We start from the raw sequence: 14,142 nt of genomic DNA, 5'->3' as shown, positions 1-14,142 counted from the left end.
CCTCGATCGAGCTGGGGAGGAGCGTCATTAGCATTACTAAAAGAAATTTAAAAAAAGGATTATTTAAACAAAGGGGGCTATCCATCCCCGCCTCACAGAGGCTTTCCGCCCCCTTAACCCCAAACTTTGTAAACATGTGGACGCTGAGGTGTGAGTGTAAACTTATTTCAAGGGTTACTAAAATATCAGGTTAAGTAAAAAATCGTGTAGAAGGGAGTTTACATGATTCATCATTCTGTTTAAACATATTAAAGAAATCCATAAAGCACGTATGAATACAAGGTTATACTAGAAGGCTGGCATTCAATCCCTCCTTTACTGCCGCTTCGTACTGTTTCCTATCACACGTAACTAGTTCTATCCCCTTAGTCTTAGCCAAGGAAATAAATAGTGCGTCATACACCGTTATCTTTTCCTCGATTGCTATTCTGAACGCATCTATGAGGTATTCCTCTTGACTTATAATTTTAATTGCTTCACCTTTAACTAAATCTGAAAGTATCTTAACCGAAACATCTTCGCTCATTTCTCCTCTTAAGACTTTTTTCCATAACGCGTTTGCGACTTCCTTAATTGTTTAGGTCAAGAGTTACTGCACCTTCTCTTATTACTTCTCCTACTTTTTCCCAGCCCTCCTCCTTAGAGAAGAGCTTAACAAGAGTGGAAGAGTCAATGGCTTTCACGGTCTTCTCTCACCGAGGTCTCTGAAAACCCTTTTTCACTAGGCTTTACGTTTTCTAAAAGCTTAGCCCAAGAGTTAACGTATTCCTTGGCCTTTACTTTCAAGTAAAGCTCCTCAAGGAATTCCCTGACCTCTTTATCTATATTTATCCCGTATCTCTCAAGCTCCTCCTTAACCTCCTTCTTTATCCTCACACTTATTACTGTAGACATTTATGTCTATTATACGTAGACAGTAATAAACCTTGACAGTAATAAACCTTGCATATAATGTCACCATTATGGCGATAGTCTTGCCACTGCTTTAGCAATCTCCCTTATTCGTGGAGTGTCCTCATGCAGCCATCTTATTCGACATGTGTCTCAAAATTATATGAGGGTATCTCTGATATACTGTACTCCCCTAATGTCTGATTAGGTGGAGTCTCCTCGTGATTACTTTGTGTGTCTCCTTAATATATTTCAGCAGAAAGATACAGTAAAAAAAGGTTTCCATAGAAAACAATAGGCCTCTCGGAGTTTCACTGCGCTAAGGCTTGACCTCGACCCCCTTGGCTCGACCCACCACCAGGCCGGCCATGAAAGTCATGGAAGCGTAAGTCCGGGACTTGAGCTTAGCGTCCAGGACCTGACCGGGGAGACCGGTGGACCTAACGCCCTCACCGAAAGCTTGACGGCGGAGAACAAGGACTCGACAAACACGTGTAACTTACCCTTCCCGTCACGCCAACGTCGGTAACCCAACCTCTTGAACTCCTCAACTCCTTTACGCTTGGCCCCGCTACTGCGATCCGAGGACGCGTTCCTCTTGGGTGGGACTGCAACGTCCACACTGAGGTCGTAAACCTTGTCAGAGTAGTACGCCTTACCTCCGTAGGACTTGTCCACCTCCTTGCCCTCCCCTCGTCCCTTCACTGTGTTCACTGCTGATTCCACCTAGTTGGTCGTGACCTCAGCGCTCACCACCTTGAACTCGTCCTCCTCCACCATGACCTTGAGGAAGTGGGAGTCTCCCTCCTCTCCTTCCCCTTACTACCACCTACTGTCCCCCCGTCGTAGTGCCCACCACCGTACCGTCAGCTACCACCTCGAGCTCGTCGCTCGCCTCGGGGAAGTCCACGTCTATGTCCCTCACCCTCCCCCATATGGTGAAGTAGTCCAAACTCGTGGGGATCACGTTCATTTCGGCGAGGGCGCTCAACACCCCCTATATGGCCTTGTAAGAAGAGGTGTAAGAAAGCCAGGAAGTCAGTGAACTCTGGGTGCTTTGTAGCTCTCCCTCGCGTACCCGTCCTCTCCTGGAGCAACTCCCACCACTGTTCGAAGACGTAAAAGGAAACGTCACCTAGTACCTCGTCACCACGTCCTCATCGTACTTGCTCCAGTCTTGGTGTGCTTCCTCTTCTCCATGGGTAATACCCACCGTATTCATTCAAAAACTTTTGTATAATTCTGGGGAGACCCACAAAGCAGCTTCCGGGATAAAATATTCAAAAATTAATCTTAATTTATCAAAGAAGATTAAATGGATTAATTTGGAGATCTCGTTGGGCGCAATAGTCACAGAGTTGGTCATAGTGTTTTCTGAGATAGTCGGAAGTACTATTCACGACATAGATCCCACAGACCCCGTTCAACTAATGGACATATTGGGCACATTTCATTTCGTGTTCGGGTTTCTCCTAATAAGCGCAGGGTTCTTGACTCTCATAGTGGTGTCTTTAAGCAGCGCTTGGGGAGTATTAGAGGCACTAGACAGATACACATACAAAAACACGGTGAAGTTTCTCTTGAGTCGATCCCCGCCGTAATTGTGATGTCCTTGGTGAGCAACGACTACACTAGCGTGATTAATTTCGCCTTGACCCTGCTATCTCTGTCTCCAGTTGTTATAGCTCTTCCTGCAATATTTACAGGAATATTAGTAAACAATAAGAAAATAATGGGGAAATACACTTACGGTAGAAAGAGATCAATAATATATTTTTTAACGATAGAAATCATATTAGTTAGAGGAATAATAGGGATACTTAGCAGTTGAACTCTTTTAAGATAACGTAAATTCACTTGCGTAACATGACATGAATCCAACCTGCGTTGACGTCCCAAGTCGAGTGAAATAAGTTAGAGTAAATATTAAATAAGAGCAAGTCTATTTTAGAGTAAGGTAAGCGAGTTGAAGGAAAAGGTAGATGTGAGGAAGAACTATCAGGACGAGGTGTTAGACAGCATCCTTTACGCTGAACTTTCGAAACACACTAAGGACCCCAAGGTGAGGAGCATCCTGTCCAAAATGTCCAAGATGGAGGAAAGACACGCGTCTATCTGGAGGGAGATAGCCAAAATAAGGGGAGTTGAGGTAAAGAGCCCTTCCATCCTGTCCGTTGCTAAGGTCAAGATGATGGCCCTCGCTTCCAGAGTCCTGGGGGTAAACGTCATGATAAAGCTCAGGGAAGGGAGTGAGGACAACGACGTAAAGAAATACGTGGAGCTCTCCAATTCCGACGAGCTCTCGTCCGAGGAGAAGGTCATGATGAGCGACATCTCGGTGGATGAGGCTGCCCACGAGGAGATCTTGTCCCAGGTGACATCGAACGTGAGCGAGTTCATCTACGGTATAAGCGACGGGCTTGTGGAAGTCTTGGCCGCAGTCTCGGGCCTATCCGGGGCAGTGAAGGTCCCTCTCTACGTCGCTGTGGGAGGGCTTGTCATAGGTGTGTCTGGGATGATGTCCATGGGAATAGGTTCGTTCCTCTCGTCGGAGTCTGAGGAGGAGATCTCCAGGAAGGAGAGGGAGAAAATAGCACTCCAGAGGAAGGTGGACCCGGAGTCGGTCAGGAAGAGGGTACAGGAGTTCCTCAGCTCCATAGGCATTGGCGAGAGTGACTCACTCTCCCTGTCAGGTAAGTTGGTGGGCGGAGCTGAAGACCTCCTAGCACCTAAAGGAGGGAAGTCACCAGTGAAGGGAGCTCTGGTAACTGCAGCGTCTTACATAACCGGGGCGATAATCCCTTCGTCCCCTTACATAGCAGGGCTGGGCGGACTCGAGGGAGTTCTGTCCTCTTTCCTCATATCCGGCATAGCTATAGCAGTGGTAGGATATATGATAGGTATAGTGAGCTCAGTCAATCCGAGGAGGAAATCGTTGGAGATGAGCGTCCTGGGTCTGGGAGCTGCAGTGGCAACTTACCTCCTGGGTAACCTGCTCTCCTCTCTCCTGGGGATACACCTAGCGTGAGGAGTGAGTAACCTGAACTCTCTTTTTGGGTTTAAAATGGGAAAAAAGAACACTTCTCTTGAAAAATTGAGGAGAAAGAGAAGAAAGGGGGGGGGTAAAAGTAATATATACTCTTTCTAGTATAGAATGGGCTTGACATGGGCAGGACATGATGGAGATAGAAGATGGAAAAAACGTTTCTTCTAGTTTGGAACACTTCACAACCCCTTTTTGAGTTAAGTCTGCTAGCTTGCATTAAATTGCAAATTAAATGTTTACTTAAAAGGCCGATTAAGGAGGCCGTAATCGGAGTGAGACAGAGTTCTCTTATGCTGTACCTCCTTTCATACCCTCTCAATGTAAATGGAAGAGATGTCCCCGTAAGCTTCAGGCCTTCTGTCGCGAAGGAAAGGAGCCTTCTTCCTCCTCTCCCTTATCCCGTTCACGTCTATCTCGACTACTTCGTAACCCTCGCTCTCACCCATCTCCTTCACTACCTCCCCTGAGGGGCCAGCTATCAAGCTCTTGCCGAAGTAATGTATTGTCTTTCCCTGGAACGTCTCCTCGGTCCTGTTAACTCCCACCACGAAGACCGTGTTGAACGCACCGTGTCCTCTGAGCTCTAACTCCCACGTCTCGGGATAGAAGTTGGTCGTAGTAGGTATCACGACTATGTCTGCGCCCTTCAACGTGAGGGCCCTCACACCCTCAGGGAAGTGTCTATCGTAACATATGACTCCTCCTACCTTGTAGTCTCCGAAGTCGAAGACTGGGTATCCCATTCCGGGTTTGAAGTAGAACTTCTCGTAGTATCCAGGCACTTGAGGTATGTGTATCTTCCTGTATTTCCCTAGGTATTCCCCTCCCTTTATGAACGCTGACGTGTCGTAGTATACTCCCCTGACGTTCTTATCCTCTTCAAAGAAAGTAACTACCACTCCAACCCCATATTGCTTCGAGAACTCCATGAAAGCCCTCACAGTCGGCCCATCCTCGTACTCTGCGAGGTCGAAGAACTTAGGATCCTCAGCGGCGGCGAAGTATTGGGTTGTGAATAGTTCGTTGAAGATCAAGAGCTCCGCACCGTCCTTCACCGCGTCCCTTGCGTAGTCCAAGGCCTTCTTGACGTTAGCACCCTTGGACTCAGTACTCCCCATCTGTACCATTCCTACCCTAACCATAGACCTCACCCCTGAGCTGTGATATTTCAAAGTCTATATCTGTCCTCCTCTTCGTTATAGACTCTAACGTCTCGTAGTTGGTCATCTTCCTTGAAGCTTTCCCGACCATCTCCTCAATAGTGGAGTAACCCTTCCTGTTCATGAACGACATGAGGTCCCTCTTCCACCAGCCCAAGAAGTTGAACCCCCTGAGCATGGTGTACGTAACGAGCTGCACTGTTGATGCCCCCATCATCAAGTACTCCACGGCGTCCTTCCAGTCCGTTATCCCTCCTACACCGCTTATCCATGTCTTAACAGACTGGTTTATCCTGCCCACCGCTCCGAGACCCAGAGGCTTCACTGCAGGACCCGAGATCCCCCCGTAACCCGACATGCCGCTTATCTCGGGAAGGGGTTGCTCCTTCTCAATGTCCACACCGATCACTCCCGTCACTGTGTTTATAGCGGTCACGCCTACCGCACCTCCCCTCCTGGCCTCTGAAGCGGTCTCAGTTATGTCGGTGACGTTAGGGGTGAGCTTCACCAACACCGGGATCCCCACTGCCGAGGTCACTTCCTTGGTGTAGGAGAAAACCAGATCGGGGTGCTGTCCTATAAAAGCTCCCGTCTTCTTCTCCGGCTCTCCGTGAGGGCAACCGAAGTTTAGCTCCAGCACGTCCGCTCCTCTGTCCTCTGCCCACCTTGCAAGCCTGATCCACTCCCCGTGGTCAGGGCCTCCCATTATGCTGACTACCACGGGGAACTTTGTCTCACTCTTCACTTCCTTCAGGAACTTCTCCCACGTCTCCAAGGTTTCCTCGGTTATCAACTCGAGGTTCTCGAACGCTATGAGTTGGTCTCCCCTCTTCATGGCCCCGTACATGGGCCTCACGGACTTCCTCACCACGGAGTCCCCGATGGTCTTGGTCACGACTCCTCCCCAGCCCGCTTTATACGCAGACACTATCTTTTGGGGGTTTCCCGTGGTCGGACCTGAGCCGACCAGGAAAGGGTTCTTGAAGGTCACGTCTTCAATCTTTACGCTTATGTCGATCATAGAAGAGATTACTGTTAAAAATCGCTAAAAAACATTTCCGTTTACAGATGAAGAAATTACATTTCTTAAAACTAGAAAATGAATACAATTTACGATATTACGGGGAGGTATTTCAGAAAAGATTACAGCTACTTTCCTACCGTTGTTATCTTTTTTCATTCACGACGTTAAAGACATTTTTTAACTTTAGGTAACATTTCGTAAATTATGTTGGACTTAGTCATAAAGGACGCAAAGGTCTTCACTTCTTCAGGTTACTTCGAGGGTGACGTCGGTGTAAAGGGAGGAAAGATAGTTAAGATAGGAGACGTACAGGAGCAAGCGGACAGGACGTTGGACGTTCAAGGTAAGTACGTCGTCCCAGGTCTGATAGACGGTCATACACACATGGAGTTCCCCTTCATGGGAGAGGTGACTGCTGACGATTTCTATTACGGGACCTCGGCAGCCGTGGGGGGAGGTGTTACCACTATCGTGGACTTCGTTACCCCGTCGAAGGGACAAGACCTCCTAAGTGCATACCAGAAGTGGAGGGAGACAGCTGACCCTAAGGTGGTCTCGGACTACGGGCTCCACATGATAATCAGGGAAGTGAACCCCACTGTAATGGAACAGATCCCGGAGGTGATGGGGAGGGGAGTGATGAGCTTCAAGCTCTACATGGCATACAAGGGAGAGCTCATGGTGAACGACGGTGAAATCCTCAAGCTAGTACGCGAGATATCGTCCCACGGAGGAGTCGTGGGTGTCCATGCAGAGAACGGAGAGATAATAAACGAATTGGTCCAGGAATACGTGGTGGAGGGAAAGGTAGACCCAATATACCATTACTACAGCAGACCTGACGAAATGGAGATAGAAGCTGCGAACAGGGTTGCGTCAATAGCGTCCCTTGTGAAAGGGGTCACCATGTACCAAGTCCACACGTCCACCGGTGAGGCTGTGGATGTGATGTCGTCTTACCGTTCGAGGGGGATGAGCTACTTTAACGAGACTACACCGCATTACCTCACCCTAACGTTGGAAGCGCTCAAGAGACCCGACGGTTACAAGTACGTCATGAGCCCTCCTCTGAGGAGCGACGACCAGAGGACTAAGCTTTGGCAGAAGTTGGCTTCAGGGGAAATATACACGGTGGGGAGCGACCACTGCGTTTACTCAGTGTCCCAAAAGAGGAGACACAGGGAAGAAGTACCTTCATTTCATGAGATACCCAACGGAGTACCGGGGACTGAGACCATCCTCCCACTCCTGTTTTACTTCGGGGTAAAGAAGGGCAAGATAAGCATGGAGAGGTTCGTGGAGGTGACCTCTACAAACCCGGCGAAACTTTTCGGTCTCTACCCGAGGAAAGGGGTAGTACAACCTGGGGCTGACGCCGACTTCGCAGTCATAGATCCCGCCAAGAGAGTGAAGATAACTCCCGACGTCCTGCACAGCAACATAGACTACACAATATACGACGGCATTGAGGTTGAGGGATGGAACGTGATGACGATCAGGAGGGGGGAAGTGGTAATGGAGGAAGGGCAGATTACATCACCTAGAGGAAGCGGGGTTTATGTCCCGGGGAAACCAGTGAAGTAGCGAGTCCTTCTTGGTGTTATTTCTCCCTCTCAATCACCTCATGCCTCCAAGTCTCTCTTCCGTTTCTCTCTCTTTTTTCTCTTCTCTTCTCTTTTTATATGTGTCTCTCTCTTTTTATCTCAACATATATGTCTATATATGGTGTATAATATTGTCTTTCTTATCGTCTCTCTCCTTCTCTTATTCCTAACACTCAAAGGACGACGAGATGCATGATAGCCGTGATAAGATAATGGTAGTGCACGGGAGTGTGTGTATATACGTTTTCCCCGTTTCCATCCACTCTTCTCCTCCTCACTTCATCAAACCAGAGAAAGCGCAGTCCTACTTCGTTTCATTCTTTCGTAACATACTAAATATCAAGATATTTTGACAAAAAATCTTGAGTATTTATCACGTTAAATTTTAAAAGTTTTCTTTTTTGATGCCCATTTTTATTAAACGTTTTAGACATGGAGGAGGCAAAGTTTTTAATTAATTTCTCAATTTCTTCTCTGATGGCAGAAGAAGAAGTAGAGAAAAGAGAAGAAATAGACTTGACAAGTTACGGTCAAGGTAAAGCTACAATACCTAGCAAGTACTACAATAAGAACTTGGTCCCCGTCTCCCCTTCATTGAAGAAGTGGAACTGGGTAAACTACACCACAGTATGGGCCGGGATGTCTCACAACGTAGTCGCATTCGAGCTGGCAGGTCTTTTAACCTTTCAACTCGGCGCTCCAATTGCACTGGCAGTGATAGGCATCGCATACGGTACATTGCTTATTGCGTTATACCTCAATGGACACATCGGGACAAAGTGGGGAATACCTTATCCTATATCCGTGAGGCCTATGTTCGGTATCAAGGGAGCGACCCTCCCCGTCCTGATGAGGGCAGGGGTAGCCCTATTCTGGTTCGCGGTGCAGAGTTACGTGGGAGGCACGATAATAGATGCGGTAATATCGATCATGTACAAGCCTTGGACTTCGCTCACTGCACCCGTGTTAGGCATGCCCGAACACTTGGCGATCTCCTTCCTTATTTTCTGGGCCCTCAACGTCGCAGTACTCTTCGGCGGAATGGAGGAAATAAAGAACTTTGAGCTCGTGGCAGGGCCTCTCATAGTGGCTAGTCTGGGTGCGCTCTTCGGGTACGGAATATACTTAGCTCACGGGTTCGGACCTCTGTTCTCCGTGACCGCCTCGCCTACTCTAAGCGCTGTGACGCTCTCCATAGCTTCAATGGCGGGGGTCTGGGCCACGCTGGTGTTGAACATACCTGATTTCACCAGGTTCTCCAGGTCTCAGAAGGACCAGCTCATAGGCCAAGGTCTGGGGTTGCCAGTAATAGTTTCCCTCTTCTCCCTGATAGCAGTAGGAATAACGTCCACCATGATATACCTTTACCACATCCCCATGAGCGAGGCAGTGAACTACGTGAACCCGGTGAACATCATGTACTTGTTCACCTCGAATCCTCTCCTCGCCCTCCTCGTAGGAGTGAGCTTGGTGATAGCGACTGTCTCAGTTAACGTGGCTGCCAACATATTATCCCCAGTGTACGACCTGATCTCGCTCTTCCCCAGAAAGTTGGAGTCCTGGGGTAAGACCTCCATAGTAGCTGCTGTCATTGGACTACTCTACGTGCCTCAACTGTGGTACAACAACGCTGGGACGATCTTCGACGTGTTGGACATCATAGGAGCGGGACTCGGATCGATAGCAGGAATCATGATAGCCGATTACTGGATACTGAGGAGGACTAACTTCAAGCTCGTAGACCTCTTCACTCCGAAAGGAGAATACTGGTACAGCGACGGAGTGAACTGGAAGGCAATCGTCTCTCTAGCTGTAGGTTTCGGCGTCCCCGCTATAGGTTTCTTCGTGCCGGCCTTGGTCTCTCTGTACGACTACGGGTGGTATCTAGCTGTAGCTATAAGCATGCTCCTTTACCTCGGCCTTAACTGGAGGACGAAGGGAACGAAGAAGGAGAACAAGTAGCGAAGACAATCGATGTAAAACATGAACGGGATATAGAAAAAAGAAATAAACAAGTAAGTGAGCAAAGGTTTTTTAGGAAAGAAATATAAAAATTTTTTTATTCCCCTCTATTTGATTTATTTTGTTGTCTTTTCTTTCCCCCTTCTTACATAGGAAGGAAGGGAAATACTTTTTTAATTACTTTTCTAAAGAGCGCAACTAAATTCCTTTGAGATCTGAGGAACTGAAAGAGATTTGCTCTGTATATCACCTTAATTCTTAAATTCTGATCACGGCTTATATGAAAATTTCTTTCAGGTAAATATATAATTCAGAGTCATGTGGATAAACTGACTTAATATCGAGAGGAAACCAAGTGGTCCATAAAATAAGGAAATTGCAAAAGTTAAATACTAAAAGGAGGAGAAGAAAAAGAGCTCTTCCTGATTCTCTAGTGAAATAGAAGAAAAAGTCGGGGAGGAGACGTCGTGTCCTTAGTGACAAGAGTCCATGACGAACTTAATCCTGTTTCCGTCTACGACCATACTTTCAATGCCTCCCTCAGCGTCACGAACTTTACGTCGAAAGTCTTCATGTAGCTCAGCAATTCCTCCAACCTCTTCAGTCCCTGAACTCTTCCGCTAACGTCTGGGTGTACAGTAAGGGTCAGGATACCGTCCTTCTCCTTCTTTATGAGCCAGTCGAAATGCTCCTTAAACATTACCTTGTACACTATATCCGGGTGAGTCCATCCGTAGTTATAGTAAGGGTGTTTCATGAACATCTGCGCAGGAAGATCGTCCAGGTACCAAGAAACCGGAAACTCTACTATGTTGGTCTCCTCTCCGAACTTGTAAGGTCTCATCCAAGTCTCAGGATCCTTGTCGTAATCTATCTTAGACCAAGTATCACCCTTCCTTAAGCGATACGGGTGGAACTCTTCCCCCATCATGCTACTGTCGTACTTTAACCCTTTTTCTATCATGAGGTCTATCGTGCTTTCTCCCATGTCCCACCAAGGTTGCCTGTTGCCTATAGGCCTCTCGCCGGTCAGCTTCTCCACTAAGGCTATGTTCTTGTCAAATATCTTGGACTCCTGTTCCCTGGATAACTTGGATGGGTTCTCGTGGGAATAGCCGTGCAAGCCTATTTCATGTCCCGAGTCGACCACCTTCTTCATCTGATTCCAGAAAGTCTCTATCGAGTGACCAGGAGTGAACCAAGTAGTTTTTATCCCCATGCTGTCGAAGAGTTCAAGTAACCTCATTGTGCCTATTTTCCCTGCGAACTCACCCCTAGACAAGTCACAAAGGGAGTCCTCCCCGCCGTAACTGCCCAACCACCCCGCTATCGCGTCCACATCTACCGTGATTGCTACGTATTTTTCCATGGATAATGAAAAGAGCGGGGAATAAAATCTATTCACCTCTTGAGTCCTGGTTCCTACCCTCTAAAACCTTTGACTCTATTCAAGTTTCATGAGGGATAAGAAACCTAGAAATTAGAAAGAGGTTGCCTCAAAGAGGATAAACCTTAGTACGTTAAAGTTCCCCTTTCAGAAAAGTTTTATACTGTTTTTTTAATTAATCTCTCACCTTGACGAGTAGGATAAAGGAAGACATAGAGGCGATAGGTAAGATAGGCAAGGACCAGAGGGGAGGAAATTCAAGGCCTGCGCTCAGCCCTGAGGACATAGAGGCTCGGCTTTACCTAATTGAAAGGATGAGAGAGGCGGGACTTGAGGTTTACGTTGACGACGCAGCCAACATTATAGGAGTGAGGAAAGGCAGACTTAAAGAGCCTTACGTCTCCACTGGGTCGCATGTAGACACTGTAATGAACGGTGGTATTTTCGATGGCGTCCTTGGTGTCGTTGGGGGACTTGAGACTATGAGACAACTTAACGAGGACAGAGTTGAGACAAAGTTCCCCATGGTCTTGGTAGTGTTCACGGACGAGGAGGGAAACTCCTTCATGCCATTCGTGGGTAGTAAGTACTTCGCGGGAGAGATAAGTAACGAATTGTCAGACCTGAAAGGGAAATACGAGCTGATCTCATTCAAGGATGCGTTAGAGAGGTTTCTACGTAGAGTTGAAGGAAAGGTTAAGAAGATAGGAAGGTTTCCCTATGCTCTGAGGAACCACGTGGAGCTACATGTAGAGCAGGGACCTATTCTTTACCAGAGGAAGGTACAGATAGGCGTGGTAACAGGTATAGTAGGAGTACAAAGGGCGTGGGTAGAGTTCACCGGAAGGCAAGCACATGCAGGCTCTACACCGATGGACATGAGATCAGACCCCATGATCTCTGCAGCGAAGACTATAGAGAAAGTCAGGGAGATAGCGATACAGATGGACATGGTGGGTACGGTGGGTTTCGTGGAGGTGTCTCCCAATGTCATCAACGTTATCCCAGGGAAGGTGAGGATAGGCGTCGACTTGAGGTCACTCTCCAAGGAAGACATGAAGAAGGCGATCTCTTCCGTGGTGAGCTACGCATTGGAATCCTCCTCCCCTGAGGGAGTAAAAGTGGACGTGACCGAGTTCTTTGAGGAGCCTGTTCTGTGTTCACCGCGGGTCGTGGAAGAGGTTAAGCGTAGCTCGGAGGAAGCTGGTTTCTCGTACATGGAGCTACCGAGCAGGGCAGTTCACGACTCCCAAGTGATGGCTAAAGTGACGGACGTGGGCATGATCTTCGTCCCAAGCAGGGACGGAGTTAGTCATGCTCCTGAAGAGTGGACTGAATGGGAGGACTGCGATAGGGGACAGGAGACGCTCAAGCGTACCTTGCTCTCACTCCAATCATGAAACCCTTCTCTTTCAGGTAATTTATAGCTTCCTGAACGTATCAAACCGCGAAGACAATCTTTTTCCTGAAAGTCAGGGTAAACAGCGGAAGTGAGTACAGATCTAAATCAATTCACCTAATAAGGTCTGCTGACGCGATAGTCACACACGGAGGAGGTACATTATAGAGGTCCTTTTAGTTTACGCTATGGGAAAAACTACTTTCGTTTTGAAAGGAACGAGCTCTGACAATTCAGGGGACCCTTTCCCCCCTCCTCCCTTTTCCCTTATCATTTTTTGTCCCTCGGTCATTAAGAGAGCCGATAAGAGAAGTCGGAGCAGCGAGCTGAACTCTAGTCTTTACCAGGGTTGAAGGGCGAGAACTCGCCTCTACGAGAGGGAGTTCGTTGAGATATATCTGCACAAACTCACAAAGCACTAAGCAAATCAGAGCCTTGAGAAGACTATGAAGTCCCGTGGGACCTTCAGTGCGTAGCTCGTCGGAGATGTAAAAAAGAGAGATGTAAATTTTTTATGACCAAGGTGATAAGACCTGTGTGTGAGGGAATTTCTTGAAAAAGGGAGTACCAGACCTCTTGACTGCTTCATTCATTTGGGGGACTATAGGGATAGTGACTGAGATAGGTTACGACTATGGTGCCAACTCCTTCGCGAGCGTCCTAATACGATCGGTAGTAGCGTCGGTCTTCTCCTTGTCGGCGGTGGGAAGGAAATCCCTAGTACCTTCGAGGGAAAACTTGATAATGGGGGCTATCTCAACGGCCTTCTATGAGGTCTACGTCTTCACCATAGAGGTCATTGGCGCCCCGTTGTCTGCAGTTTTCCTTTACACTGCTCCCTTGTTCGTGGTAGTCCTCTCAAAGGTCGTCACTCAGGACGCTATAACCTTCAGTAAGGTGGTGGCGTCCGTGATGGTTTTCCTCGGAGTATACCTGATATACCTCTCGGACGTAACTACGCTCGACCTTGCCTTAGGGGTAGCGTCAGGCTTAACCTACGCCCTCCTCATAGTGTTCTCCAGGTTCATGCAGATGAAGGGGATGTCAGACATGGAGATCATCTCCTCGCAGTCTGTATGGGGACTCCCCATGACCATGGTGATCTCCTTCCTGTTGTCTCCAGACGTGTCGGTCTCCTCTACCCTTACTGGGATCTACCTTGGAGTTGTCGCAACAGTCATAGCTTACATCTTCTTTTACAGGGGGATGAGGAGGACAGACTCGATAATAGCCTCGATAGTGACTTCGATGGAGCCCGTGTTTACGGTTGTGCTATCTTGGTTGATATTAAAGGAGACCTTGACACTGCTTCAGTTAGCGGGGTTTGCCGTCATTATACTGAGCTCCTTCGTAGCAACCAGGAGAAATTGAGAACATAACGATAGCAAAATCACTCCAGTTTCAAACCCTCTAAGGATCACTACAAACCATTCAGAGGGGTATAAGTACCTCTCAAGCATATAGTTTCAAACCCTCTAAGGATCACTACAAACTATAACACGAAAGGTGCTATGAATATAGGGGCTAACTGGTTTCAAACCCTCTAAGGATCACTACAAACGAACTTAAGGATTTGGCTGAATTGTTGAGGAACGAGAGTTTCAAACCCTCTAAGGATCACTACAAACAAATCCCCACTTTCAATGTACCCGCTAGCTCAGCTCCGTTT

The 14,142-nt window shown here is 47.7% G+C and carries 12 protein-coding genes, 1 pseudogene and 1 CRISPR repeat array (1 of these 14 cut by a window edge); of the genes and pseudogenes, 7 read left to right on the top strand and 6 right to left on the bottom strand.

From position 1 onward, the window contains the following. Positions 1-283: 283 nt before the first annotated feature. The 3 genes and pseudogenes from IC007_RS13930 to IC007_RS11170 form a co-directional block, all read right to left on the bottom strand. Positions 284-526 carry a type II toxin-antitoxin system VapC family toxin gene (locus tag IC007_RS13930; RefSeq protein WP_232048919.1) on the bottom strand — a complete coding sequence of 81 codons (243 nt, stop codon included), beginning with the start codon at positions 524-526 and terminating at the stop codon, positions 284-286. A gap of 143 nt (positions 527-669) precedes the next feature. After that, on the bottom strand, positions 670-894 hold the full coding sequence (gene vapB, locus IC007_RS11175) for a type II toxin-antitoxin system VapB family antitoxin (protein WP_054846924.1): 225 nt from the start codon (positions 892-894) through the stop codon (positions 670-672). Between the two features lie 316 nt (positions 895-1,210). Continuing rightward, positions 1,211-2,113: pseudogene (locus IC007_RS11170) on the bottom strand (IS5/IS1182 family transposase). 115 nt (positions 2,114-2,228) lie between these two features. Here IC007_RS11170 and IC007_RS11165 point away from each other — a divergent pair. The 3 genes from IC007_RS11165 (at position 2,229) to IC007_RS11155 (ending at position 3,919) form a co-directional block, all read left to right on the top strand. After that, a complete protein-coding gene (locus IC007_RS11165) occupies positions 2,229-2,492 on the top strand; it encodes a hypothetical protein (RefSeq protein WP_149528780.1) in 264 nt (87 codons plus the stop codon). A gap of 14 nt (positions 2,493-2,506) precedes the next feature. Beyond that, a complete protein-coding gene (locus IC007_RS11160) occupies positions 2,507-2,722 on the top strand; it encodes a hypothetical protein (RefSeq protein WP_149528779.1) in 216 nt (71 codons plus the stop codon). Between the two features lie 135 nt (positions 2,723-2,857). Then, the gene (locus IC007_RS11155; RefSeq protein ID WP_149528778.1) at positions 2,858-3,919 is read left to right on the top strand and encodes a VIT1/CCC1 transporter family protein; all 1,062 of its coding nucleotides are present in this window, start codon (positions 2,858-2,860) and stop codon (positions 3,917-3,919) included. Positions 3,920-4,242: 323 nt separating this feature from the next. On the opposite strand, the gene IC007_RS11150 is transcribed toward IC007_RS11155, so the two are convergent. Together IC007_RS11150 and preA are read right to left on the bottom strand one after the other, a co-directional pair. Then, positions 4,243-5,079 (bottom strand): nitrilase-related carbon-nitrogen hydrolase, encoded by an 837-nt coding sequence (locus IC007_RS11150; RefSeq protein WP_054846756.1) that lies wholly within the window; start codon positions 5,077-5,079, stop codon positions 4,243-4,245. After that, on the bottom strand, positions 5,072-6,118 hold the full coding sequence (gene preA / locus IC007_RS11145) for an NAD-dependent dihydropyrimidine dehydrogenase subunit PreA (protein WP_054846757.1): 1,047 nt from the start codon (positions 6,116-6,118) through the stop codon (positions 5,072-5,074). Before preA ends, IC007_RS11150 begins: the two co-directional genes overlap by 8 nt. A gap of 207 nt (positions 6,119-6,325) precedes the next feature. On the opposite strand from preA, the gene hydA reads away from it, so the two are divergent. Next, positions 6,326-7,705 (top strand): dihydropyrimidinase, encoded by a 1,380-nt coding sequence (hydA, locus tag IC007_RS11140; protein ID WP_149528777.1) that lies wholly within the window; start codon positions 6,326-6,328, stop codon positions 7,703-7,705. Between the two features lie 497 nt (positions 7,706-8,202). Further along, positions 8,203-9,687, top strand: a complete 1,485-nt coding sequence (locus IC007_RS11135) for a cytosine permease (RefSeq protein ID WP_054846762.1) — start codon at positions 8,203-8,205, stop codon at positions 9,685-9,687. A gap of 514 nt (positions 9,688-10,201) precedes the next feature. Here IC007_RS11135 and IC007_RS11130 read toward each other — a convergent pair. Next, entirely contained in the window at positions 10,202-11,092 is an 891-nt protein-coding gene (locus tag IC007_RS11130) for a polysaccharide deacetylase family protein (protein WP_197736429.1), read from the bottom strand. A 170-nt stretch (positions 11,093-11,262) separates the two neighbouring features. On the opposite strand from IC007_RS11130, the gene IC007_RS11125 reads away from it, so the two are divergent. Beyond that, entirely contained in the window at positions 11,263-12,474 is a 1,212-nt protein-coding gene (locus tag IC007_RS11125; protein ID WP_054846760.1) for a M20 family metallo-hydrolase, read from the top strand. A 551-nt stretch (positions 12,475-13,025) separates the two neighbouring features. Further along, positions 13,026-13,844, top strand: coding sequence for a DMT family transporter (locus IC007_RS11120; protein ID WP_149528776.1), 819 nt, complete (start codon positions 13,026-13,028; stop codon positions 13,842-13,844). Between the two features lie 27 nt (positions 13,845-13,871). Next, positions 13,872-14,142: direct repeats of the CRISPR family, unit length 30 nt; unit sequence GTTTCAAACCCTCTAAGGATCACTACAAAC; it runs 4,711 nt beyond the window's last position.

Origin of the sequence: Sulfuracidifex tepidarius (genome assembly GCF_008326425.1) — an archaeon.
In the GTDB taxonomy this organism is placed as follows: domain Archaea; phylum Thermoproteota; class Thermoprotei_A; order Sulfolobales; family Sulfolobaceae; genus Sulfuracidifex; species Sulfuracidifex tepidarius.
This window is presented reverse-complemented; position numbering and strand designations above follow the sequence as displayed.